The following is a 24,670-nucleotide window of genomic DNA, read 5'->3' as shown; positions in this document are numbered from 1 at the left end:
CGGGCGGGCGCGGGCGCATAGCCTTGGGCGAGCATCCGTCCCCGTGTAGGCCGTGTACGTCAAGGAGCAGGCACCCGTGATCGCACGTCCCCTCCGGCTGCTGCTCGCCGTGCTCACGGCGGTGCTCGTGCTCTCGGCGCTGCCCGGGTCGGCCGGAGCCGCACCCGCTCGTCCGGCCGCCGCCGACCATGTCGTCCTGCTCGGGATACCCGGCCTGACCTGGGCCGACATCGACGCCACCGGCACCCCGGGGCTGGCCGCGCAGGCCGGGCACGCGACCTCGGCGGCGATGTCGGTGCGCACCGTGCACCCGCGCGCGTGCCCGGTCGACGGGTGGCTCACCACCGGCTCGGGTGCCCGCTCGACGGATGCCCGGACCAGTGCCAGGAGCGCCGAGCCGTGTGCCGAGCCGCTGCCGCCGACCCTGGCCCCGGACGGCTCGGCGACGGTGCCGAACATGCGCGCGATCGTCAAGCGCAACGACTCGTTCGGCTACAACCCCGGGTACGGGCAACTCGCCGCCTCGGTCGCCGAGCACGGCCGGGTGGTCACCTCGGTCGGCCCCGGCGCGGCCTACGCGAGCGCCGACCCGACCGGCCGGGTGCGCGGCACCTACCTGCCGGACCCGAACGCCGTGGACACCGCGCTGATCGAACGCTCCGCGCTGACCCTGATCGACCTCGGCGGCCTGACCGGACCCGGCGTCGACCGCGCGGAGCGGCTGCGGGCGGTGGACGCGCAGGTGGCCCGGATCGGCGCCGCGCTGCCGCCGCGCACGCAACTCGTGGTGGCCGGCCTCGCCGACGACACCGGCACCCCGCACCTGCGCGCGCTGATGGCGAGCGGGCCGGGCACCGCGACGGACACGACCTTCTCCTCCGGCTACCTGACCGCGACCTCGACCCGCGACGACGGCCTGGTCCAACTCACCGACCTGGCCCCCAGTCTGCTCGCGCCGCTGGGCATCGACGCGCCGAGCGACCTGGTCGGCGCGGTCTACACCCGGGCGCCCGGCCCCTCCGGGAGCACCGCGATCGACGAGTTGCGCCTGTTCGACGTGGGCGCGCAGGCATCGCGCACGGTGCGCGAGGTCTGGTACTTCTTCACCTGGCTCACCCTGCTGCCGATCGTGCTCGCGGCGCTCGCGCTGTGGCTCGCCGTGCGGTTCGGCCGCGGTGGCCGGACCCGGGCCCGGCGCGCGGTGATACGCGCGGCGACCGGGATCGGGGTGTTCTTCGGTGCCGTTCCCGGCGGATCGTTCCTGGTCGGCCTGGTCCCGTGGGAGCAGGCCGGCGACCCGGCCTGGGCGCTGCTCGGGCTCACCGTGGTGTTCGCCGCCGTGCTCGCGGCAGTGGCCCTGCTCGGCCCCTGGCGACGGCACCCCTACGGCCCGGCCGGCGTGGTCGCCGCGGCGACCGCCGTGATCCTGGCCGGTGACGTCATGGCCGGCTCACCGCTGCAACTGAACACCCTGTTCGGCCTGTCCCCGCTGGTCGCGGGCCGGTTCTACGGCTTCGGCAACGTCGCCTGGACGATTTTCGCGATGGCCGTCCTGCTCGCCGTCGCGTGGCCCACGGGCCGGCTGCTCGCGGCCGAGCGGCGGCGGGCGGCGGTCGCGGTGCTCGCGGCGGTGGGCACGGTCGCGGTGGTGGCCGACGGCTGGCCCGCGTTCGGCAGCGACTTCGGTGGCGTGCTCGCGCTGATCCCGGGCCTGGCGGTGCTCGGCCTGCTGCTCACCGGCACCCGGATCTCGTGGGCCAAGGTCGGCCTGGTCGGCCTGGGCGCGGTCGTGGTGATCGGCACCATCGCCGTGCTGGACTGGCGGCGCCCGGCGGCGAGCCGCTCGCACCTGGGCCGGTTCGTCCAGGAAATCGTCGACGGCGACGCCGGCGACACGCTGCACCGCAAGATCATGGGCAACCTGCACTCGTTCACCACGCCGTTCACGCTGATCATCCCGGTCGTGTTCGTGCTGCTCGTGCTCGCCCTGCGCGATCCCGCGAAGTGGCGGGCGCCCGCCCTGGCACGGTCCTTCGCGGCCGTGCCATGGCTGCGTTCGACGCTGCTCGCGTGCTGGTTGACCGCGGTGGTCGGCTACGCGGTGAACGACTCCGGCATCCAGATCCCGGCGGTCGCGCTCACCATCGCGGCGCCGCTGGCGATCGCGGTGATCGCAGCCGCGGAGGCCCGCCCGCACGCCGGCTGACCAGCACCACCGCGACCAGGATCGCCGCGCCCGCCCACGGGCCGACGGTGCCGCGCAGGGTGCGCTGGAGGGTGTCCACCGCGTCCGGCAGCGGAACCACCCGGCCGGGAATGTACGCGCACACCAGGAGCGTGCTGCGGGCCAGCAGCAGCCCGTCGAGCGCGGACGGCGCGAGCAGTGCGAGCGGTGCCCAGGCCGCGACGTCGTACCAGGGCAGGCTGTACGGCGTGGTCAGCAGCCAGGCCAGGGACAACAGCGCGGCCGCGGCGGCGCTGTCGCGCGTCACGTGGGCCATCGCCGCGGGCCGGGCCCGGGCGGCGGTGCGCGCCAGCAACCACACCACCACCGCGGCCAGCAGCCAGCCGAACAGGCCGATCACCGTGCGGGCGGTGTCATGCCCCAGGGCCGACTCCAGCGGCCCCAGCACCAGCCGCAGCGGCACCGCGAGCGAAACCAGCCTGGTGTTCTCGCGCATCTGATCGAACGCGCCGAGGCCGACCGGCAGATAGGTGGCGATCCCGACCAGCAGCGCCGACCCGATCAGCGCGGCCAGCGCGCGCGGGCGACCGCGCAGGCCCCAGGCCAGTGCCAACACGTACAGGCCCAGCGAGATCTTCGCCGCGCAGGCCAGACCGACCAGGACGCCCGCGAGCGCGGGGGAGCGGCGCACCGCGAGCAGCGCGCCGACCGCGAACACCAGCGCGAACGCGTCCAGGTGGCCCGCGTTGACCGCCACGAACAGCAGCAGCGGATTGAGCGACCACAGGATCGCCACCCGGGCCCGGGCGCCCCGGTCCGGGCCGGCCGCACGCTGGAGCAGCAATCCGGTCAGCACGAACGCGGCCGCCCCGAGCAGGGTCAGCACCAGCACGGTCGTGTGCACCGAGGTCCCGCCGATCCGGGCCGCGAGCCACTGCTCGGCGGTCGCCACCGGCCCGTACACGGACGGTGTGTCCGTCCACGGCGCCTCGACCGCCACGCCGACCGGATCCCCGTCCCGCACCAGCGTCGCGGCGGTGTCCCGGTAGGGGTCGCCACCGGTGGCCGCCAGCCGGCCGTACGCGGCGTACACGAGGTGGTCGGCCGAGCCCATCGGCGGCACGCACACCATCGCGAGCGCGGCGACCGCCCCGGCGAGGGTGGGCCGGCCCGGATCCGGTCTCCAGCCCCGGCGCAGCTCGCGCATCGCCACACCCAGCCCGAGCGCGCCCGACAGCGCCGCCGCGAGCAGCAGAGCGGTCACCACACCGGCGCCGGGCCGGACGTCGAGATGGTAGGGCGGCAGCCACGACGGCCCGCCCGGCACCGGTGGCTGCGCGGCCGAGGGCCCCAGCAGCCCGGTCAGCAGGAGCAGCGCGATCGCCAGTGCCGTCAGGCCGAGCGCGACACACCCAAACGGGTGTTCCACGTGAAACATCGACGAGCGACGCTCCGCGCCGGGCCGTGCCGTCACCGGTTCAGCCACGACCGCGGATCGCCCCCGGCAACGCCCCGGCCGCGCCGCGCTCGGCCAACGCCCGGGCCACGTGCGCGTACTGCCGGGCGCGATGGCGCTGCGCGGCGAAGTCGGTTCCGGTCACCCGGTGGTGCAGTTCGACCTCGACCTCCTCGACCGCGAACCCCTCGCGGACCAGGTCGATGGTCAGTCCGGTCTCGACGCCGAAGCCGGCCGCGAGCGGCAGCGCCGCCTCGAACGCCTCGCGGGTCAGGCAGCGCTGGCCGGAAAGCGGCTGGGTCGCGGTGAACCCGCAGGCCCGGGCGATCCCGTCCCGGGCGGCCCGGACGACGAACCCGCGCCCGCCGCCGGCCCGCAGTTGCGGCGGCAACACCGCGATGGTCATCGCCGCCGCGCCGGCCCGGACCGGGGCGATCAGCGGTGCCGCGGCGGCGGCCGTACGCTCCAGGTCGGCGTCCAGAAACAGCAGGTGACGCGGCTGCTCCCGGCCCTCGCGCACGTCGATCGCGGCGACCACGGCCGCCCCGGTCTCCATCGCCGCGGCCTTGCCGCGATTGCGCCCGTGCCGGGCGAGCACGGCGCCCGCGGCGCGCGCCGCCGTACCGGTGTCGTCGGTGGAACCGTCGTCCACCACCACCACGAGGTCCACGCCGCCGATCGATCGTGCTGCCTCGACCGTGGCCGAGATTCGCTGTGCCTCGTCGTATGCCGGGATCACCACGGCCGTGTCGCCGGTCGGTGTGCCGGTCGTGTGCTCCGCCATGGCGTGATCCTACGAGCCGACCCGAATGCCGGCCGGTTCCACCCGTCCTGCCCAACGCCGCGGCGCGGCGGCGTGAAGGTCACGGGCGATGGGGGTACAACGGAAGAGAGCCACATCGCGGGTATGCTCCAGGACCCTGTGATCGCGGTCTCGTGATATCTGCGGAACCTCCGAGGGCCGGCCGTTCGTCGTCCTCGGTGAGGAGTGCTGGAATAGGCGCGGCGTCGCATCGGACGCGGTGCCGGGCCAGGCAGAGACCAACAGACCCAACCGCAGCGCAAACCGCAGCAATGGATGGCACAACGGTCCGCTCGGGAGCCCCCATCTCCCGCCCGAGGCCCGATCCGCGAGGGCAACACCCGTACCGGGCGCCGTAATTCGCCACCCCTGCGCCACCTCGCGCCATGTGCCGCCAAGCGGCCTCCTCGTGGTCGGCTGCGGAGTACCTGAGTATCACGCATAGTGCTTCCACGTTCACGGAAAGGAACGAGCGCATGCTGCGCGAGATCCTCGGAAGACGACGGAGGGAACGCACCGCATTGATGTCGGCCGTGCTGACGTGTGCGAGATGGCGCTGGCCCGTGGTTCCCGGCGTCGGATACGACCGCTGGTCGGGCGTGTGTCGTTGTGGTGCGACCGATTGTCGCGTGCCGGGCGCCCATCCGGGTGAACCTCCCCTGCTCGCGGCCACATGTGACGAGCGCATGGCGCGCTGGTGGTGGCAGCAGACCCCGGACGCGTCGGTGATCCTGGCGACGGGTGGGCGGGTGGCGGCGTTGAGTGTGCCGTCGGAAGCCGGTGCCCGCTCGCTCGACCAACTCGCCCGGCTCGGTGTGCGTACCGGTCCGGTCGTCGCCGCGCCGGGCCGCTACGCGTTCCTGGTTGAGCCATACGAGTTGGGCGAACTGGGTGAGTTGCTGGACCGATACGGCCTCGATCGGTACGGCACGGTGCCTTCCACCCTGCGCTTTCACGGCGACGGCGGCTACCTCGCGCTGCCGCCGTCCCGAGTACAGGGCGGCCTGTTGCGCTGGGCCCGGCCACCGGCTCCCTCCGGGGATCCGACGGCCGGTGGACCATGGTTGCCCGCCGTGGCCGACCTGGTCCGCACGCTCGTGGACACCTGCCAACACGCCGGGCCCAGAGCCTGATCGAAAGCGCGCCGTCACGCGATGCGGTGATCGTTGTGGCGTAACCGCAACATGTGGTGATCGCTGCACGTCGTGGCGGCGCGATAGGCTCGGCGCGCCGATCATTCCGGCCCCGTTCCGCACCCGGATCCCCATCGTCGGGGAGCGTGTGGAGGGGGGCTTTGCGCGCTAGGAGACACCATGCAGCGCCCACGCACGGGTCACGTCCGCACGGTGGCTCTGGGCGCGGTCGTGGGTCTGTGCCTGATCGTCCCGCTCGCCGCCGCCTCCGCGGACTCGGCGGGCCCGGACAAGGGCCGCCACACCGCCGACTCGGGGCCGACCACCCGCCCGAGCGCCGCCAAGGCGGCCGAGTTCGGCAATGGTGTCGGCGATCGTGATCGGGCCGGATCGGCCGGGCTGCTGGAGTTGATCGGTGGCAAGCCCACCGCGAAGTCCTCGGCCACGGCCGGTACTTTGCCGGTCGTGGGCACGGAAAGCGTGTGCGGCAAGGCGGTCGACGGCCCCCAGGGGGTGCGCGCGCAGACCTGCGTCGAGCGCGACGGCTCGGAGGCATGGGGGCGGGTCTACTACCGAAACCCCACGCCCGACCCGCTGTTGCTGGTGATGAGCGTTCTCCAGCCGGGCGGCAACACGCTGCGGGTGACCTGCACCGTCGAACCCAAGGACACCGAGGGTCGCTGCGACAGTCCGCGCGTGCGTGTGCCCAAGGACATCCAGGGCTGGTCCGCGGTCGCCGAACTGGCTTCCAAGGACGGCTCGACCAAGCTGCTCCGTTCGGGATCGGCCACCACGCAGCGCTGACTTCGGCCCGGGAAAGCCGCCGCGTCCGGCGATCGACGCATACGGACAATTCGATGCTCGGTGGTGAAAAAAGCCCTCGGGACAAAATCGGGAAAAGACCCCGGAAAAGTGAGAGGCCCGGCCGCTGAAGACGGGGGATGCATCAGCGACCGAGCTGTCTCAAAGGTAACAACAAGCCGGCCGATCTCCAATCCGGGGCCGTTCATCGACCGATCGCGACCGATCCCGCACGCCCGTTGTCGGGCGTGCGGGCGATTTTTGTCGTCCTCGGTGTACGTCGGCGACCGGGCGGATCGACCCCGCCCCGTTCCCTATCGGCTGGGCGTCAGCACCTTCTCCGCGGTGCCCTCGGCGGTGCCGCCGGCGGGTCGGTTGGGCGGGTCCACCGCCAGGTGCGGCAGCACCTTGTCGAGCCACGCGGGCAGCCACCAGTTGGCCCGGCCCAGGACGTGCATCAGGGCGGGCACGAGCAGCATGCGCAGGATGAACGCGTCCAGCGCGACCGCGCCCGCCAGGCCGAGGCCGGCCATCATGCCGCCGCGGTCGCCGCTGAGGATGAACGAGCCGAACACGAAGATCATGATGAGCGCGGCCGAGTTGATCACCCGTCCGGTCCCGGCCTGGCCCACGCGTACCGCACGGGCGTTGTCGCCGGTGTGCAGCCATTCCTCGTGCATGCGGCTGACCAGGAAGACCTGGTAGTCCATCGACAGCCCGAACAGCAGCGGCAGCATGATTACCGGCAGGAAGGAGATGATCGGCCCCTCCTTGCCGAGCCCCAGCAGATCCATGCCCCAGCCCCACTGGAAGATCGCGACCAACAGGCCGAACGACGCGCACGCGGCGATCAGGTTCATCAGCGCGGCGGTCAGCGGCACCAGCAGGCTGCGGAACGCGACCAGCATGAGCAGGGCGCCCAGCCCCACGATCAGGGCGATGAAGCTCGGCATGCGGTCGCCGACCACGGCCGCGAAGTCCTTCTGCAGCGCGGTCTCGCCGCCGATGTGGACCTTGAGCGTGCTGCCCTTCGCGGCGGCGGGGACGGTCTTGTCGCGCAACGTGTCGATCAGCTTGTCGGTCGCCTCGGCCTGCGGGGACGTCGCGGGCACGACCTGTACGACCCGGGTATCGGCGGCGAGGCCGCGGGCGTCGGCGGGCACCGGGGCCTCGATGACGCGCACGACACCGGGGGTACGGCGTATCTCGGTGATCAGGGTGTCCAACGCCTGCCGGTCCCGCGCACCGTCGAGCTCGGCGACCATCAGCAGCGGGCCGTTGAAGCCGGGGCCGAAACCCTTGGCGAGCAGGTCGTACGCCTGCCGCACGGTCTGCGAAGTCGGCTGGTTTCCTTGGTCGTTGGTGCCCAGGCGGAGCGAGAGCGCGGGCACCGACAGCGCCGCCATGACGACCAGCGCGACGAGGCCGAGGAGTCGGGGCCGGCGTTGCACCAGGCTCGCCCAGCGCAGCGCGGCGCGCCCGGCCTCCGCGTCGCGCGGGGCGTCGGCGGCGGACGTCGCGGCCAGGCCCCGGCGTTCGCGGCGGCTGAGCGCGCGCAGGCCGAGCAGCCCGAGCAGCGCGGGCAGCAGGGTGGCGGACGCGAGCACGCTGAGCACCACGACGAGCGTGGTGCTGATCGCGATTCCGTCGAACAGGGTGATGTCGACGGTGAACAGCGCGAGCAGCGCGACGCACACCGTGCCGCCCGCGAACACCACGGCCCGCCCGGAGGTGTCCAGTGCCCGTACCGCCGCCTCCTTGGGGGACAGGCCCGCCTTGAGGCCGTTGCGGTGTCGCGTCACGATGAACAGGGCGTAGTCGATGCCCACACCCAGCCCGATCAGGCTGCCCAGCAGCGTCGCGGTCTCCGGGATGTCGGTGACGTGGCTGAGCAGGACGACCGTGGAGATCCCGGTGCCGACCGCGAACACCCCGCTGACCAGCGGGAGCAACATGGCGAACAACGATCCGAAGGCGAGGAAGAGGATGATGCCCGCCGCGACGATGCCCACCGCCTCGGCCAGCCCGGCCGGAGGCTCCTGGGCGGCCTCGATCGCGGGACCGCCGAGTTCGACGCGCAGTCCGGGGGCGCGGGCCTGCTCGGAGCGCTCGATCAGGTGCTTGAGATTCTCGGTGTCCAGCTCGAACTGCTGCTTGACGAAGGTCACCTGCGCGAACGCGATCCGGCCGTCGGCGCCGACCTGCTCGGCGCCGTCCGGATCGTACGGGCCGACCACACGACCGACGTCGGGCATGCGCGCGATGTCGGCGAGCAGCGCGGTCATCCGGTCGCGTACCGCCGGATCGTGCACGGTGCCGCGCTCGGTCTGCCACACGACGTTGTCCACATCGCCGGCCGCGTCGGGGAAGGCCTTCTGCAGGCGCTCGTACGCGGTCGACGACTCGGTCCCGGGGATCTTGAACACGTTGGAGTACGCACTGCCCGCCGTCACGCTCGCCGCGACGGTTCCGAACAGCGCGGCCACCCACAGCAGGACCACCGCCCACCGGTGATCGAGACACCATCGCGCCCAAGCCGCCATAGCCGTTCCCTTCCTCGTGCGGGCCACGCGGCCCGGTCGTGCGTTCCGAGGCCAGACTCGGCGGCGGCCGAGGCGGTGCGGCGGCCGGCCGGCGCACTCACAGGAAGCTCACAAGCAGTCCCCCGCAGTTCCGCAAACTTCCGCCGGATACTGGGGACATGAGCAGCAGTCAGCCGCGCGCGGGCGCCACGGTCCTGATCGTCGAGGACGAGCCGAGCATCACCGACGTCCTCGCCATCACCCTGCGGTTCCACGGCTTCGAGGTGGCCACGGCGGACGGTGTGCACGCCGCCCTCGCCGCCGCGCGCAGCGTGCGACCCGACGTCGTGCTGCTGGACATCTCGCTCCCGGACGGCGACGGACGCCAGGTGTGCCGCATATTGCGCGCCGAACGGCCGGAGATCGCGGTCGTGTTCCTCACCGCCCGCGACGCGCCCGCGGACGTCGTCAAGGGGCTCACCCTCGGCGGCGACGACTACATCACCAAGCCGTTCAATGTGGACGAGTTGGTCGCGCGCACGCGCGCGGTGTTGCGACGTACCCGGCCGGCGCCGGACGCGAGCGCGCCGCCGATCGCGCGTCCGCCCGTACTGCGGCACGGCGACCTGGAGTTGGACGAGGCGACGTACACCGCGCGCCGGGGCGGACGCGGCGTGGAGCTGACCCCGACCGAGTTCGCGCTCCTGCGCCACCTGATCCGGCACGGCGACCGGATCGTGCCGAAGGAGCAACTGCTGCGCGAGGTGTGGAAATACGAGCACGTCGTGGAGTCCACGGTGGTCGAGACGTACATCAGCTATCTGCGTCGCAAGCTCGACCCGCTGGTGCCGGACGGGCCGCCGCTGATCACGACGCGACGGGGCATGGGGTACGGGCTCCGGCCGGCGGACTACGGAGCGTGACGGGCGGGATCGGCGGGAGCGAGGGGCGGAGCGACGTGGGCGGGTCGACGTGAGCGGGTTGACGTGAGCGGGTTGACGAGGCGGGCGGGCGGACGACTGCGCCGGCGCGGGAAGGCGTGCGAGCGCAAGCGTCCGCACATCGTGGCCATGCGCGCGACGCTGGCGCTGAGCAGCATCGCGGTGCTCGCGATCGGGCTGGCGCTGCTGATCTGGTTCAGCATGATGGGGGTTCGGCACTATCTGGAGTCCGGCGTCGACGACGACCTGACCACGGGCCGGACCGGCATCGAGCGGGCCGGCCTCACCCGCGCGCAGTTGTCCGAACCGGGCCCGACCGCGGGCCTGCGCGATGTGCTGATGTCGGTCGGCCTGCACGGCAAAGTCTTCGTGATGGTCGACGAGCGGGGCACCGCCCTGCCGGTCGCCGACCAGACGCCGAACGCCCTGCAGCGCGCCTTGGCGGCGGTGGTCCGGGATCCACGCGGCATGACGGCGCACGAACAGCCGCGCGCCGTCTCCCTCGGCGGGGGGTCCTACCGGGTCGTCACGGCACGCCTGGCCGACGGTCACTACATCCTCCTCGCCCGCTCGACCGAGGACCTCGATGGTGTGGTCGACCAGGTCGTGCACTTCGAACTGCTGGTCGGCGGCGCCCTGTTGGTGCTGTTGGGCGGGTCCATCTACTTCGTCGCCCGGTGGCGGCTGCGGCCGTTGGAGGACATGGTCGAGACGGCGTCGGGCATCGCCGAGGGCGGTCCGGACCGACCCGACCTGTCCGCGCGCGTGGCGCCGCGCCATCGGTCGTTCAGCGAGGTCGAGCAACTGCGTACCGCGTTGAACGCGATGTTGCAGCAGGTCGAGTCGGCGTTCGAGATCCGCGAACACGCGGCGACGCACCTCAAGCGGTTCGTGGCCGACGCGTCGCACGAGCTGCGTACACCGTTGGCGGCGATTCGCGGCTATCTGCAGTTGTACGAAAAGGGAATGCTGGCCTCGGAGGCCGAGCGCACCCGGGCGCTGAACCGCATGGGGGTCGAGGCCGAGCGGATGGACCGGCTGGTCGACGAGTTGCTGGCGCTGGCCCGGCTGGACCAGCGCCCGCAGTTGCGGCCGCGCCCGATCGACCTGGTGTGCGTGGTGCGTGGCGCGATCGCCGACCTGCGCGCGCAGCAGGCGACCCGGCGGGTACACACGGATCTGCCGGAGACCTGTGTGGTGCTGGCCGACGAGGCGACGCTGAGTCAGATCGTCGGCAATCTGCTGACCAATGTGCGTGCGCACACGCCGACGTCCGCGGATGTGCACGTGTCGGTGTCGATGTCCGAGGCCACGGGCGAGGACGGGGAGCGGCGGGTCGTGTTGTGCGTGCGCGACGAGGGGCCGGGCATGCGTCCGCGGGACGCCGAGCGCATCTTCGACCGGTTCTTCCGGGCCGCGCGCGAGCGCGGCGGGAACGGCACGGCGAGTGGCATCGACCAGGGGACCGGTTCGGACACCGGGAGCGGGCTCGGCATGGCCATCGTGTGGGCGGGGGTGGCCGCGAACCGGGGCAGTGTGCGGGTGGAGACCGCACCGGGGGCGGGGCTGTCCGTCGTCGTCGAACTGCCGGCCGCGGATGCCGACGCGCGGCGGCGGGAGGGCGGGGCGGACGAGGGGACGGATGAGGACTTCGGCCCGCGACCGCCGTCGCTGGTGGCCCCGACGTCGGATTCGCGCTGAACGCGGTCCGGTCGACCGACCGGGTCGGCCGCGGGTGCGGCCGACCCGGGTGCCCGCGGGGTCCGACTAGTTCAGCGTGATCTGGCGGTTCAGCAGACCGTTGCGTGCGCTGCGCTGACGCGGCGTCAACGGACTGGTGTCCGCCATCGCGGCGGCGAGCCGCTCACCGAATTCGCGGGCCGGCTTCTCCACGTCCTCGGCGCTCATCGCGGTCGGCAGGTCCCACACCGGGACGAGCAGCCCGTGCGCGCGGAACGAACCGACGAAGCGGGTGCCCTCGCCCAGGCTCGACTCGCCGGCCGCGTGCAGCCGCGCGATCGCGTCGAGCAGCTCCTCCTCCGCGTACGGCATCACCCAGCGCAGGTGGTTCTTCTCGGTGGTGCCGCACCAGTAGGCGGCGTCCACCGAGGTCAGCCGTACGGTCGGCATGGCCGCCGCGTTCGCCCGCTCCAGCGACGCGCTCACCTCGGCGTTCATCGCGGCCGGGTCGTCCACCCAGAAGTCGAAGCCCTGGTGGACGGTGATCTCCAGCGGCTTGGACAGGTCGAGCAGGTCCTGCAGCCGGTCGCCGGACTCGGGCAGCGGGCCGGGGGTGACCGAGGTGCCGTCCTCCTGCGCGAGCGCGCGCTCCAGGGCGTGCGCGAGGTCCCGGCTGACGTCACCCGAGCTGGTGTGGGTCTGCAGACCGACCAGGATCGCGCCGTCGGCGCGCCGCAGCGCGGGCCAGGCCATCGGCAGCACGGTCGCGAGCGTGACGACCTGGTCGGCGTGCTCGCCGGTCAGGGTCAGCCGCGCGGTCGCGGCCGGGACCAACTCGCGCAGCGCGATCCAGTCGCATTCGTTCGGCAGCCCCTGGAACGGACGCAGCACGAGCGTCTCGGCGGCGGAGGACGCCTCACGTCCGTGACATGCCTTGTACCGGCGGCCCGAGTTGCACGGGCACGGTTCGCGACCGCCGACGACCGGGACGGATCCCGTGGCGGCTGCGGTCTGGGTCTTGTTGCCGGTGTGGCCCTTCAGCGCGGCCTTCTTGCCCATGCTGCGGTCTCTCCGCCTCGGTGTCGGGGGGATGGTGGTCGACGACTCACCAGGTCCGAGGGTACTGAGTTCCGCGAGCACGGGTAGCCGCTCGAACGGGTGGGCGAACGCGTGGCTGACGCGATGGGTGCGCGGGTCGGCCCGCGTCGGTCGACGTACCGGCTCGGTGGTGCGGGCTCGGTGGCCCGGGCTCGGCCGCACGGGTGAACTCGCCGTGCGTACGCCGCGGGGGCGGCGCGGCCGGATTCAGTCGAGTGGGTCCACCGCGTCCAGGTCGAACTCGTCCCACAGTCGGTCGCCGGTGCGCGACTTGATCGGGACCAGTGCCCACACGGTGACCTCGTCCGGGGTGCCGCGCACGCCCCAGTCGGCCGCCAGGGTGCCGATGATGGACAGGCCTCGGCCGCCGTGCGCGCTCAGCGACGGGCTGGCCTGCCGGGGGCGGGTCGAACTGCCGCCATCGGTGACCTCCATGGCGAGCAGCCCGTCGGGACGCACCCACCAGGCCGCGCGGACGTTGCCGGACGGCAGCGCGCGGGCATGCCGTAGCGCGTTGCTCAACAATTCGGACAGGATCAGCACCGCGTCGTCCACGACGTCCCCGGCGATGCCGCGTTCGCCGAGGTCGGTGGCCAGGCGGTGCCGAGCCGCGGACACACCGATCGGAGCGTGCGGTACCAACACCGCCGCGGAATCGGGCACCCCACGGGCCACGACCATTGCCACCCCCGGCCTCCTTAGTGCACACGCCTGTCGCGAGCGCATCTCTCGCGCGTCGGGCTTGAGATGCCCGATGCCGACGGACGGGAAACGGCGGGGCGACGCGCGCTCCGACTCGCCCAGGGGCGTATAGGGGTATGCGATCCTGCCAAGACGGATATAACGGCTCGAAAGGCTACCAGCGTACGCCCCCTAATGGGGTTCAACCGGACACTTGGGTCAGTACCTGTCGTGGCCGATTCGTGATGATGGCGTCCACGCCGAGCCGCAGGCACAACTCGACGTCCTCGGGAGCGTCCACGGTCCACACGTGCACCCGGTGGCCGGCCCGGTGCAGGCGGGCGACGTAGCGCGGATGGGCCCGCACGATGTCGATGCTGGGGCCGGCGATGCGCACGTCGCGGGGCAACGTACCGTCGCGGAACAACAGCGGGACGTGCTCCATCAGGAACACCGTGGGCAACTCCGGCGCCATCAGCCGCATCCGGCGCAGGGACAGTTGGGAGAAGCTCATCACCCGGATCAGTGACGGGCCCTCGGCGATCGGGCGGGTCAGCGCGAACCGCTCCAGCAGGTCGACCAGGCGGCGCTCGACCAGGCCCGCGTAGCGGGTGGGGTGTTTGGTCTCGATCGCCAGGCGCACGGTGCGCGGCGCGTCCACGACCAGTTCGAGCAGGCGCTCCAGGGTGAGTACCGACCGGCGGTCCCAGTCGGGGGCCTCCGGCTCCTCCGGGCGTTCGCGTTCGACGCCGGATTCCTTCCAGGAGCCGAAGTCGAGCGCGGACAGGTCCGCGAGCTCCAGCGTCGAGACGATCCCGCTGCCGTTGGAGGTGCGGTCGACCTTGCGGTCGTGGACGCAGACCAGATGGCCGTCGGCGGTCAATCGGACATCGCATTCGAGTGCGTCGGCGCCGTCCTCGATGGCCTGGAGATAGGCCGCGAGCGTGTGCTCGGGGACGGTGTCGGACGCGCCTCGATGGGCGACGACCTGCACGTTGGCGCGCAGTGGGCGCGCCCCGGTGGTGGACACGGGACAATCGTGCCATCCCGAGGTGAGCACAGGGTGACGGCCGGGTGTCCGGCGTCGGTGTCCGGCGGCGGGTCGTTGTCGGGATTGCCGCCGGGGTGCCGGCGGGGCGCCGGCAAAATGGTCGGCAGGTCCGGCGGAGGGCCGGTGGGGTGGGCCCTCGGATGCTCCCGGAGCGCTCACCGGAAGCGGTCGATACGGCGCCGATGGGGCCGCCGATCGGGGCGCGAACCGGGGCGCGCATTGACCCGACGGCGCCGGATCGGGTCGATCTTCGGTGATTCTTCCGGGATTTGCACCCCGGTTCAGGGGGTTCGACCTGCGCGGATAATCCCGGGATAAGGGGGGCGGGCGGTCGGGACGTCCGGCGCTTACGGTGTTCAGACAGGGCGTCGGGGAGTCTGTGGACATCAACGATTCCGAAGTGTGTGGGAGGAAGACCGTGAGCGACGACCGCGACGTGACCGGCGGCGAAGTCGGTTCACCGGTGCCAGGGGAGGGCAACGGATCGTCTCCCGCCACACCACTGCCGGCGGAGCCGGTGATCGGGTCCGGGCAGGCCGAGCCGGCGTTCCGTTCCGAAGCGGCGGCCGAGCCGGAGTTTCGGTCCGAGGTGCCGGCCAAGCCGGTCGAGGCGCCCACCGTGGGTCAGTCGCACGCCGCGCCGGTGTCGCCGACCGCTCCGCTGCCGCCGGTGGGCGAGCCGTCGGCCGAGGTGCCCGCCGCGTTCGCGGCCGGCGCGTCCACGGCCGGTGCGGGTGGTGGGGCCGGCGCGGGCGTTCCGCCGTTCGGGACCACCGGTGCCTACCCCGGTTACCCGGGCTACCCCGGCTTCGGCGCACCGCCCAAGCCCAAGCGTCGCCCGTCCGGGATCCTGGTCGCGGCCGTGGTGGCCGCGCTGCTCGCCGGTGGTGTCGGCGGCGGGGTGGGCGCGTGGATCGTGGACCGCGACGACACGCCGGCCACGGCCGGCGTCAGCCCGTCCTCCTCCCCGGTGGACCCGGCCTCGCTGAACCGCTCGCCCACGAGCGTGGCGGGGATCGCCAAGCAGGCCGTTCCCAGCACGGTGACGATCAAGACCAAGGGCAGCGCGTCCGGTCAGGGCACCGAGACCGGCACCGGCGCCGGCTTCGTGTACGACAAGCAGGGCCACATCCTCACCAACAACCACGTGGTCTCGCTCGCCGCCGCCGGTGGCGAATTGAGCGTGACCTTCTCCGACGGCACCACCAAGCCGGCCAAGATCGTCGGCCGCGCCGAGGGCTACGACCTCGCGGTGATCAAGGTCGACGACATGCCGGCCAGCGTGCAGCCGCTGCCGCTCGGCGACAACGACAAGGTCGCGGTCGGCGACCCGGTGATCGCGATCGGCGCACCGTTCACCCTCTCCAACACGGTGACCACGGGCATCGTGAGCGCCAAGGACCGTCCGGTCGCCTCCGGCGACCAGCAAAAGGTCTCCTACATGAACGCGATCCAGACCGACGCGGCGATCAACCCCGGCAACTCCGGCGGTCCGCTCCTGAACGCGGCCGGCGAGGTGATCGGGATCAACTCGGCGATCCGCTCGACCGGTGGCGGCGGCCAGTCGCCGTTCGGCCAGCAGCAGGAGTCCGGCAGCATCGGCCTGGGCTTCGCGATCCCGATCAACCAGGCCAGGTGGGTCGCGGACACCCTGATCCAGGGCAACAAGCCGGTCTACGCGCAGATGGGCATCCTGCCCGACTCGCGCTACACCGGGACCGGCGCGCAGATCGTGGCGCAGAACACCAACGGCCAGGACCCGGTCACCGCGAACGGCCCGGCGGCGAAGGCGGGCCTGAAGGCCGGCGACGTGATCACCAGGCTGAACAACCGGGCGATCGGCTCCTACGAGGACCTCTTCAGCGAGATCTGGAGCCACCGCCCGGGCGACAAGGTGAAGGTCACCTACCAGCGCGACGGCAAGGAAGCCACCACCGAGGTCACCCTGGGCCAGCGCGTCGGTGACAACTGACCGCCACCCCGGGCCCGAACACCCCCGCCCCGAATCCCCAGTGATCGACACCATCGCTCATGAGAGACTGATCCCGCCCGCGCCCGATCCCGGTCGCGACGCTGGAGGACTCGCCTAGTGGCCGATGGCGGCAGTCTTGAAAACTGCTAGCAGGGGTGACTCTGCTCGTGGGTTCGAATCCCACGTCCTCCGCAGGAAGCAACGCGGACACACGAGAACACAGGTGGGCGGCGGTACCCGGAGGGAATCGGGTGCCGCCGCCCACCTGTGTGTCGTGGTGTTCGTGGAGCGGTCGTGATCGCTGCTCCCCGTCGCCCTTGTCCACCGATCGGTGGACGACGAGTTCCATCGGTCGAGCCTGTCCGGGATATGGGCGCCGAGACCAGGATTTCGGGCATGACGAAACTTCCTGTTCGCATGGCGCGGTGGAGCGCCGGACATCCCTGGCGGGCGATAGCCGGCTGGTTCCTCTTCGTCGCGCTGTGCCTCGGAGCCGGGATCGGCGTCGGGACCAACGCGGCCACGGCCGACGACTTCCGGGTCGGCGAGGCCGGGCGCGGCGAGGCGCTGGCCACCGAGGGCGGCCTGCAACAGAAGCCGACGGAGCGGGTGTTGATCACCGCGAAGCCCGGGGCGCAACAGTTGGACCCGGGCGCCGCCGACGCCGCGGCCCGCGAGGTCGTCGGCCGGATGCGGGCGCTGCCCGAAGTGTTGTCCGTGGCCGCGCCGGTGCGCTCGGCGGACGGTACGGCGGTCCGGGTCGACGTCACCATGAAGGGCGCCGAGCTCGAGGGCAAGGAGCACGTCGACCCGCTGCTGGCGCAGACCGCGAAGGTACGGGCCGGCCATCCCGGGCTGCTGATCGCGGAGACCGGCGGCCCCTCGATCAGCAAGGACGTCCAGGGCCAACGCGGCGAGGACCTCTCGCGTACCGAACTGATCGCGCTGCCGATCACCTTGATCACCCTGCTGATCGTGTTCCGGTCGGCGGCGATGGCCACCGTGCCGCTGCTGCTCGCGCTGTCCTCGATCGCGGCGTCCATCGGGTTGTCGATGCTCGTGTCGCACGTGTTCCCGGACGCCGGCGTCGGTACCAACGTCATCCTGCTGATCGGGTTGGCGGTCGGCGTCGACTACGCACTCTTCTACCTCAAGCGCGAACGCGAGGAGCGGGCCCGGTCCGACGGCCGGCTCGACTCGCGGGCCCTGGTGGAGCTGGCCGCGGCCACCTCAGGACACGCCGTCGTGGTGTCCGGGCTCGCGGTCGCCGCCTCCAGTGCGACGCTGTTCCTCGCGGACGACGTGATCTTCTCCTCGATCGCCACCGGTGCGATCGTGGTCAGCCTGGTCGCGGTGCTCGGTTCGCTGACCGTGTTGCCCGCGCTGCTGGTCAAGCTCGGTGCCCGGGCCGAGCGCCGGGCGGCCCGTCGAGCCGAGCGGGCGAGCCGACGCGGCGAGGTCGTGGCGGCCAAGCCGCCGCGTACCACCGGAGCCGGCCGGATCACCTCGGCCATGCTGCGGGTCACCAGCCGGCGCCCCGGCGCCACGCTCGCCGTCGCCGTGCTGGCCATGCTGGCCATGACCGCTCCGCTCGCGGACCTCAAGCTGACCGACATCGGCCGGGAGACCTACTCCCGCGACCTCCCGGCGATGGAGACCTGGCACCGGCAGAACCAGGCGTTCCCGGAACTGAAGTCGATGCACCAGGTCGTGGTTCGGGCCGAGGCCGGCCGCGCCGACGAGGTGGCCGGCGCGCTGCGCGAGTTGGAACAGCGGGCCCAGGCCGACCCGTCGCTCTCCCGGGTCACCGAGCTGCGCACGTCGCCCGACCGCCGGATCACCATGCTGGAACTGCGAGTGCCGCATTTCGTCAGCGCCGCCACCGCGCAGGACTCGCTCGATCGGGTACGCGACGAGTACGTGCCGGCCACCGTGGGCAGGCTGTCCGGCGTCGACGTCGCGGTGACCGGTGACGTCGCCCGCTACGCGGACTATCCCGAACATCAAAAGGGCAAGTTGCCGCTGATCGTGGTGACGCTGCTCCTGGTCACCTTCGTGATCACCGTGTTCGCGTTCCGGTCGGTGGTCCTGGGCCTGGTCGGCGTGGTGTTGAACCTGCTCTCGGCCGGCGCCGCGCTCGGGCTGCTCGTGCTGACCTTCCAGGGCACCTGGGCGGAGGGGCTGCTCGACTTCGATTCCACCGGATCGATCGGCTCTCGCGTACCGCTATTCCTGTTCGTGATCCTGTTCGGGCTGTCGATGGACTACCAGGTGTTCGTGATCAGCCGGATCCGGGAGGCCGCGCTGCGTGGGGTGTCGACCCGGCAGGCGGTGCTCGACGGGATCGGCAGCTCGGCCGGCGTGGTGACCAGCGCGGCGTTCGTGATGGTGACCGTGTTCGCCAGCTTCATCGGTCTGCATCTGATCGAGATGAAGCAGTTCGGCTTCAGCCTTGCGGTGGCCGTGCTCCTGGACGCGTTCGTGATCCGGATCATGATCCTGCCGGCGACGATGTTGCTGCTGGGGGAGAAGACCTGGTGGCCGTCGATCGGGACGCGTCGGACCCGGGAGCAAGCCCCCGCCGCCGACGCTCGCACGACCGAAAAAGTAGGCTGATCGGTATGTCCGAACGGCCGCAGCTCACCGACCCGTTCCGGATGTGGACCCTGCACCGGTGGTACATCCTCTTCTGGGTGCTGCTGGGACTGGCTCCGATGGCCGTCGCCGGCACGGACGATGCCGGCGCGACCCGGTACTGGTCGGTGGGGCTGCCGGTCGTGCTCGGCCTGGCCTACCTGATCACGCGGGTGTTCCCCGGCAACCGGGTGCTGCGACCGCACACCTTCGTGTGGGTGCTGATCATCGGGCTGGGCGCGATGGCCTACCCGCGCGACGGCGGTGCCTCGGTGTACGTCGCGACCCTCCCGCTCTTCTGGTTCCTCACTCGGGACCCCAGGCCCGCCATCACGTACGGCGGCCTCGCCGCGGTCGCCACCGTGATCGGCGGGGTGGCGCCGCAGGGTTGGAGTCCGGACCTGCTCACCGGCAACACCGTCGCCACCCTGATCGCCTACACGGTGAGCGTGCCGCTGGGGTTGTCGGTGCACCGCCTCGTCGAGCAGAGCGGTGAGCGGGTCCGCGTCCTGGGCAGCGAACTGGAGAGCGCCCAGCTCCGGTTGGCCGAGGCCAACCAGCGTCGGGGCGCCGCGGAGGAGCGGGAGCGGCTGGCCCGGGAGATCCACGACACCCTCGCCCAGGGCTTCGCGTCGATCATCGTGCTGGCGGAGGCGGCCCGTTCCGGCATCGCCAGCGATCCCGCGACCAGCGGCAGGCAACTGCTCTCCATCGAGCACACCGCTCGGGAGAACCTCGCCGAGGCCCGGGTACTGGTCGGCTCCGCCCCGCAGAGCGGCGTCGTCCCCGGCTCGGTCGCCGGAGCCCTGCGCCGCACACTGGACCGCTTCGTCGAGGACACCGGGATCACCGTGGACGCGGACCTGCCCGACGTCGAGTGCGACCAGCCGACCCGGATCGCGCTGCTGCGCTGCACCCAGGAGTCGCTGGCCAACGTACGCAAGCACGCGGAGGCCGCCGCGGTCGGCGTGGTGCTCGCCCGGCATCCGCACGGCATCGAGTTGGAGATCACCGACGACGGGCGGGGGTTCGTGGTCGGGGACGCCCGCGGTTTCGGGCTCGACGGCATGCGCAAACGACTGGCCGAACTCGGCGGCGAGTTCACCGTCACCAGTTCCGTCGGCGACGGCACCCGGATCCTGGCGATGATTCCCACCGACGGTCAGGAGTGAAGGACATGACACAGGACACGCTGCGGGTCATCGTGGTCGACGACCACTCGGTGATGCGGGCCGGGGTGGTCGCCCTGCTGGCCGCGGAGCCCACCATCGAGATCGTCGGCGAGGCGGGTGACGGCCTCGCCGCCGTCGAACTGGTCGAGCGGTTGGAACCCGACGTGGCGCTGATCGACCTGCGGATGCCGGTGCTGGACGGGGTGGCCGCCACCACCCGGATCGTCGGCCTTCCGGTCCGGACCCGGGTGTTGATCCTGACCACGTACGACACCGACGCCGAGATCGAGCGCGCGGTCGAGGCCGGTGCGATCGGCTACCTGCTCAAGGACACCACTCGCGAACAACTCGTCGAGGCCATCCGCTCGGCGGCTCGGGGCCAGACCGTACTGGCCCCCAGGGTCGCGGAGCGGCTGGTGGCCCGGATGCGCCGGCCCGCCCCGGTGGTGCTGACCTCGCGCGAGGTGCAGGTGCTCGACGCGGTGGCCGACGGCCTCTCCAACGCGGACATCGGCAAGCGACTCGTGATCGCCGAGGCGACCGTGAAGACACACCTGTTGCGGGTCTTCGCGAAGCTCGACGTCAGCGACCGCACGCACGCGGTGGTCATCGCCATCGAAAGCGGGTTGTTGCCCCGGTCGAAGCACGAATCGCGCGGTTGAACCGGTCGACGCACGAAGCGCGGGTGGAACCGGTCGACGCACGAAACGTGGGCCCGAACCGGTCGCACCCGCCTCGGCCCGCCCCGGGGGTGTCCGGGTGCACCTCGCACCCCCCGGCGACCCCGGGTGGGTCTCGGCCCGCGCCGGGGTGCGCATTCGTCCGTACCGGGGCGCGCTCGACCCCGGAAGAGCACTCCTATATATAGGGGTACGCCGGGCGCGACTTTCGGCGCACGGAATCCGCTTTCCCGCCGCCACGCATCGTGATATCGGCCCGCTTTCCCGAAGCTCCGGCTTCCGGAGGATCGCGTTCCGCGGTGGAGTCCCTCGAAAGGGGCGAAAATAGCGCCACGCGCGGGTGAAAGTGGCGCGGGTCACAGATCCGGATGTGGTGCGGATCGCATTCGGCATACTTTTCCGGCCGGTGGCGGAGTGCTCTCGCAGCGTGAATACATGCAGGCCGGCGCGGTCGTCCGGGGCAGTGGCCGGCCGGTTATACCCGGTGTGTCCACAGGCTACCGACGCCGGAATTGTGATGACGCTCACGCTGCACGTGTAAGCCGGACATAAAGGTATTTAAGACTCACCCGAAATGCCGCTCCCAGGGCGCCGGCCTGCGTGATCATGCGATCGCATCCGGTGATGTTTCGACAGTGTGTCACAGACCGATCGCTTAGCGTATAGAACCGTGGGTCAAAAGGGGCAAAAGGTTCCCAGGTTTGCCGGCCGGTAAACGCCGATCGGGCCCGGAAGGCGGCTCGAAGGGGTCCGACGGGCATTTCTAATACCTATCCTGACCTGCGTAAATACCCGAGCGGGTTGATAAGCGCCGGATAACCTGTTTATGGTCCTGGCGATGTGCAAATCGCACCTCCTGGGTTCTCGCCGGCACGGCATGGCGGAACTCGCGGTCTGGGAGGGCCGCGGGGTTGCGGCATCGGACATCACGTCTTGGACGTGACCGTTCGGTTCCGGGCGGGGGTGATCCGCAAGGATCGCGCCGGTCCATCCGCCCCAGGGGAATTCCGAGAGGAATGTATGTCTCTCCGCAACGCTTTCGGTCGCACCAACACGCACCGCGGCATGGGTCGTACCCAGCGCCGCCTGCGCACCGCGACCATTGTCGGCGTCGTCGCCGCCACCCCGCTCGTCGGGCTCGCGACCGCGACCTCGGCCGGCGCTGCCACCACTTCCACGTGGGACAAGGTCGCCCAGTGCGAGAGCGGCGGCAACTGGTCCATCAACACCGGCAACGGCTACTACGGCGGCCTGCAGTTCACGCAGAGCACGTGGCGCGCCAACGGCGGTACCGGCAGCCCGCAGAACGCCTCGAAGGCCGAGCAGATCCGGGTCGCCGAGAACGTGCTCAAGACCCAGGGCCCGGGTGCTTGGCCGGTGTGCTCGGTCAAGGCCGGACTGACCCGCGGTGGCGGCAGCCCGGACGCCGGCAGCACCACCCCGAAGAAGTCGACCCCGAAGAAGGAGTCGACCCCGAAGAGCACCACCCCCAAGAGCACTCCGAAGAAGGTCGTCGTCGCGCCGCAGAGCGAGACGCCGAAGAAGGCCGCTCCGGCGAGCAAGCCGGCCGCGGCTCCGGTCGCCGAGACCGCGCCGACCACCTCGACCGAGGGCGCCTACGTCGTCAAGACCGGTGACACCCTCAGCGCGATCGCCGCGGCGAACAACGTGGGCGGCGGCTGGCAGGCGCTGTACGCGAAGAACCAGGGCGTGGTCGGCAGCAACCCCGACCTGATCCTCCCGGGCCAGCAGTTGGTCCTGCGCTAGAACCTCCCGGGACCGCCTCGGTCCCGAACGTTCGGCGTACGCCGTGTGGTGCCCGCGACGCGGTGCACGGCGGTCGAGTGAGCGGTGCGAAGAACACGCTGTGCGCACGTGGTGCGCGGGGCGAGCTGTGCGAAGACGGTCGGGGGCGGCCGTATCTCCTGTGCGAACACCGGGAGATGCGGTCGCCTTCGGCCGTTCTGTCAGGTTTTCTCACTTCGGTGACGGCAGTACCACGACGTGCCGTGGAGGGGACGGGACGTCGCGCGGGGGTCCCACGGGCCCCTCGACCGGCCCGGGAGGCACCGTCAGGTGCGGCCCGGGCCGCGCTGCGTCGAGGCCGCCTCGGCGGCGCACAGCGACTCCAGGCGGCGGGCGATCGACGCCGCGCGCTCGACCAGCAGTCGGGCACGCTCGTGCTCGGCCTCGCTCCACTCGCCGGGGTCCGCGCGATTGCCGCCCGGATGATGACCGTTGTTGCCCATAACCGCTTGGTTCCCACCGGATGGGGGCGATCATTCACGATGTGACGCCTCATCACCCGTGATGCCGATCACGTCCGCCTTCCGGCCGGTGCCCACATTCCTGCGGCAGGGCCTCGATCCGGTCCACACTGACGACCATGACGACTCTGATCGCCGGGGCCAATGTCCCGGTTCCCGCGGGCCCGTTGACCCTGGTGATCCGCCGCGCGGCGGACGCGCCGATCGCGGACGCCTCGGCGCTCCTGCTCGGATCGGACGGCAAGGTGCGCTCGGACGAGGACTTCGTGTTCTACAACCAGCCGGCCGGGGCCGCCGGCGCGGTACGCCACCTCGGCCCGACCGCGGGCGGCGAGGCGGTCGCGGTGGATGTGCCCGCGCTGCCCGCCGACGTGGATCGTGTGGTGGTGGCCGCCTCCGTGCACGAGGGCACGTTCGCCGGGGTGGGCGGGCTCGCGCTGGCCGTGCTGGACGGCGCGGGCGGCACCGTCGCGACCTTCCCGGTGCAGGCCGGCGGCGGCGAGACGGTGCTGGTGCTTGGCGAGTTGTACCGGCGCCAGGGCGCGTGGAAGTTGCGGGCGATCGGCCAGGGTTACGACACCGGGCTGGCCGGACTCGCGAGCGACTACGGCGTGGACGTCGGCGAGGAGGACGAGGGGAGCGTCGGCGACGGGCTGCCCGCCGGGACGTTGCCGGCCGCGCCGGTGGGTGCGACGCCCGGGTGGGCGCCGCCGCCGTACAGCGACGAACCGACCATGCGCCTGCCCGCGCCCGCGGACGACCCGCAACTGGCCGGGCTGCCGCCGGAGGTGGGCGCGCGCATCTCGCTGCGCAAGGAGGCGGTGCGGATCACCCTGGAGAAGAAGGGCCTGCGTGACGTGCGGGCCCGGGTGGCGATCGTGCTGGACCGCTCCGGGTCGATGCGCGAGCTGTACGGAAACGGCGCGGTGGGGCGCCTGGTCGAGCGCATGGCGCCGATCGCGGCCCGGCTCGACGACGACGGCGAGTTGGACGCGTGGATCTTCGCCGACGAGTTCGCGCCGCTGGACCCGGTCCGGATCCCGGAACTGCCGCGCTGGATCGCCGACAACGTGTACATCGACGGCCGCAACAACCGGCCGCAGTCGCCCCCGCTGCCGAACGGGGCACAGCGCTCGCCCGACCACCTGTCCGGCGTGTTCGGCGGCAACAACGAACCGGCGGTGATCGAGGACATCATCGCGCGCTACCGCCGCGAGCCGGGTGCGCCGGTGCTGGTGCTGTTCTACTCGGACGGCGGGGTCAACCGCAGCAAGCAGATCCAGCGCCTGCTGACCGACGCGGCGGGGCTGCCGATCTTCTGGCAGTTCGTCGGACTGGGCCGCTCGAACTACGGGATCCTGGAGCGGATCGACACCATGCCCGGTCGGCTCGTGGACAACGCCGGCTTCTTCCAGGTGGACGACATCGACCGGATCTCCGACGTCGAGCTGTACGAGCGGATCCTGACCGAATTCCCGCAGTGGCTGACCGCCGCCCGGGCGGCCGGCATCGTGCGCTGATCCGACGCCCGCACGCTCCGACCACCACCCGTGCGCCCGAGTGATTGGGGGCTGACGCGACGTCACCGGGACGGT

At 71.8% G+C, this 24,670-nt stretch carries 18 protein-coding genes and 1 tRNA gene; 12 read left to right on the top strand and 7 right to left on the bottom strand.

Annotated elements, in window-relative coordinates; translation table 11 throughout:
* The first annotated feature begins 76 nt into the window (after positions 1-76).
* Positions 77-2,206 (top strand): hypothetical protein, encoded by a 2,130-nt coding sequence (locus tag ACIRL2_RS25395; RefSeq protein ID WP_395867579.1) that lies wholly within the window; start codon positions 77-79, stop codon positions 2,204-2,206.
* Here the strand turns inward: ACIRL2_RS25395 and ACIRL2_RS25390 are convergent.
* Both ACIRL2_RS25390 and ACIRL2_RS25385 read right to left on the bottom strand, forming a co-directional pair.
* Positions 2,139-3,614: a hypothetical protein gene (locus tag ACIRL2_RS25390; protein ID WP_402234678.1), complete on the bottom strand. Its 1,476-nt coding sequence runs from the start codon at positions 3,612-3,614 to the stop codon at positions 2,139-2,141. The genes ACIRL2_RS25395 and ACIRL2_RS25390 overlap by 68 nt on opposite strands.
* Before the next feature lie 49 nt (positions 3,615-3,663).
* Entirely contained in the window at positions 3,664-4,425 is a 762-nt protein-coding gene (locus ACIRL2_RS25385; protein ID WP_395867576.1) for a glycosyltransferase, read from the bottom strand.
* 404 nt (positions 4,426-4,829) lie between these two features.
* Between ACIRL2_RS25385 and ACIRL2_RS25380 the strand changes: the two genes are divergently transcribed.
* Positions 4,830-5,576: a bifunctional DNA primase/polymerase gene (locus ACIRL2_RS25380; protein WP_395867574.1), complete on the top strand. Its 747-nt coding sequence runs from the start codon at positions 4,830-4,832 to the stop codon at positions 5,574-5,576.
* A 180-nt stretch (positions 5,577-5,756) separates the two neighbouring features.
* Positions 5,757-6,380 carry a hypothetical protein gene (locus ACIRL2_RS25375; protein WP_402234675.1) on the top strand — a complete coding sequence of 208 codons (624 nt, stop codon included), beginning with the start codon at positions 5,757-5,759 and terminating at the stop codon, positions 6,378-6,380.
* A gap of 311 nt (positions 6,381-6,691) precedes the next feature.
* Here the strand turns inward: ACIRL2_RS25375 and ACIRL2_RS25370 are convergent, their stop codons facing one another.
* Positions 6,692-8,920 carry an MMPL family transporter gene (locus tag ACIRL2_RS25370; RefSeq protein WP_402234673.1) on the bottom strand — a complete coding sequence of 743 codons (2,229 nt, stop codon included), beginning with the start codon at positions 8,918-8,920 and terminating at the stop codon, positions 6,692-6,694.
* 158 nt (positions 8,921-9,078) lie between these two features.
* On the opposite strand from ACIRL2_RS25370, the gene ACIRL2_RS25365 reads away from it, so the two are divergent.
* The gene (locus ACIRL2_RS25365) at positions 9,079-9,822 is read left to right on the top strand and encodes a response regulator transcription factor (protein WP_395867568.1); all 744 of its coding nucleotides are present in this window, start codon (positions 9,079-9,081) and stop codon (positions 9,820-9,822) included.
* Positions 9,823-9,885: 63 nt separating this feature from the next.
* Positions 9,886-11,541 (top strand): sensor histidine kinase, encoded by a 1,656-nt coding sequence (locus tag ACIRL2_RS25360; RefSeq protein ID WP_402234669.1) that lies wholly within the window; start codon positions 9,886-9,888, stop codon positions 11,539-11,541.
* A 66-nt stretch (positions 11,542-11,607) separates the two neighbouring features.
* Here ACIRL2_RS25360 and ACIRL2_RS25355 read toward each other — a convergent pair whose 3' ends face one another.
* From ACIRL2_RS25355 to ACIRL2_RS25345, 3 genes are all read right to left on the bottom strand, one after another.
* Complete coding sequence (locus ACIRL2_RS25355) at positions 11,608-12,579, bottom strand: DUF5926 family protein (RefSeq protein WP_395867564.1); 972 nt, start codon at positions 12,577-12,579, stop codon at positions 11,608-11,610.
* A 246-nt stretch (positions 12,580-12,825) separates the two neighbouring features.
* Positions 12,826-13,299 carry an ATP-binding protein gene (locus ACIRL2_RS25350; protein WP_395867958.1) on the bottom strand — a complete coding sequence of 158 codons (474 nt, stop codon included), beginning with the start codon at positions 13,297-13,299 and terminating at the stop codon, positions 12,826-12,828.
* A 202-nt stretch (positions 13,300-13,501) separates the two neighbouring features.
* Positions 13,502-14,329 (bottom strand): glycerophosphodiester phosphodiesterase, encoded by an 828-nt coding sequence (locus tag ACIRL2_RS25345; RefSeq protein ID WP_402234666.1) that lies wholly within the window; start codon positions 14,327-14,329, stop codon positions 13,502-13,504.
* A gap of 439 nt (positions 14,330-14,768) precedes the next feature.
* On the opposite strand from ACIRL2_RS25345, the gene ACIRL2_RS25340 reads away from it, so the two are divergent.
* The 6 genes from ACIRL2_RS25340 to ACIRL2_RS25315 all read left to right on the top strand — a co-directional run bounded on the left by ACIRL2_RS25340 (position 14,769) and on the right by ACIRL2_RS25315 (position 22,575).
* On the top strand, positions 14,769-16,322 hold the full coding sequence (locus tag ACIRL2_RS25340; RefSeq protein ID WP_402234664.1) for a trypsin-like peptidase domain-containing protein: 1,554 nt from the start codon (positions 14,769-14,771) through the stop codon (positions 16,320-16,322).
* Between the two features lie 103 nt (positions 16,323-16,425).
* Positions 16,426-16,514: transfer RNA gene (locus tag ACIRL2_RS25335), tRNA-Ser, on the top strand.
* A 204-nt stretch (positions 16,515-16,718) separates the two neighbouring features.
* The gene (locus ACIRL2_RS25330; RefSeq protein ID WP_402234661.1) at positions 16,719-18,938 is read left to right on the top strand and encodes an MMPL family transporter; all 2,220 of its coding nucleotides are present in this window, start codon (positions 16,719-16,721) and stop codon (positions 18,936-18,938) included.
* Positions 18,939-18,943: 5 nt separating this feature from the next.
* Complete coding sequence (locus ACIRL2_RS25325) at positions 18,944-20,128, top strand: sensor histidine kinase (RefSeq protein ID WP_395867556.1); 1,185 nt, start codon at positions 18,944-18,946, stop codon at positions 20,126-20,128.
* A gap of 5 nt (positions 20,129-20,133) precedes the next feature.
* Complete coding sequence (locus tag ACIRL2_RS25320; RefSeq protein WP_395867553.1) at positions 20,134-20,790, top strand: response regulator; 657 nt, start codon at positions 20,134-20,136, stop codon at positions 20,788-20,790.
* A gap of 1,083 nt (positions 20,791-21,873) precedes the next feature.
* Entirely contained in the window at positions 21,874-22,575 is a 702-nt protein-coding gene (locus ACIRL2_RS25315; RefSeq protein WP_395867551.1) for a transglycosylase family protein, read from the top strand.
* 305 nt (positions 22,576-22,880) lie between these two features.
* Here the strand turns inward: ACIRL2_RS25315 and ACIRL2_RS25310 are convergent, their stop codons facing one another.
* Positions 22,881-23,057, bottom strand: a complete 177-nt coding sequence (locus ACIRL2_RS25310; RefSeq protein ID WP_395867549.1) for a hypothetical protein — start codon at positions 23,055-23,057, stop codon at positions 22,881-22,883.
* A 137-nt stretch (positions 23,058-23,194) separates the two neighbouring features.
* Between ACIRL2_RS25310 and ACIRL2_RS25305 the strand changes: the two genes are divergently transcribed.
* The gene (locus ACIRL2_RS25305; RefSeq protein WP_395867548.1) at positions 23,195-24,595 is read left to right on the top strand and encodes a VWA domain-containing protein; all 1,401 of its coding nucleotides are present in this window, start codon (positions 23,195-23,197) and stop codon (positions 24,593-24,595) included.
* Positions 24,596-24,670: the final 75 nt, after the last annotated feature.

The organism is Embleya sp. NPDC127516 (assembly GCF_044765325.1).
Classification (GTDB): Bacteria; Actinomycetota; Actinomycetes; order Streptomycetales; family Streptomycetaceae; genus Embleya.
This window is presented reverse-complemented; position numbering and strand designations above follow the sequence as displayed.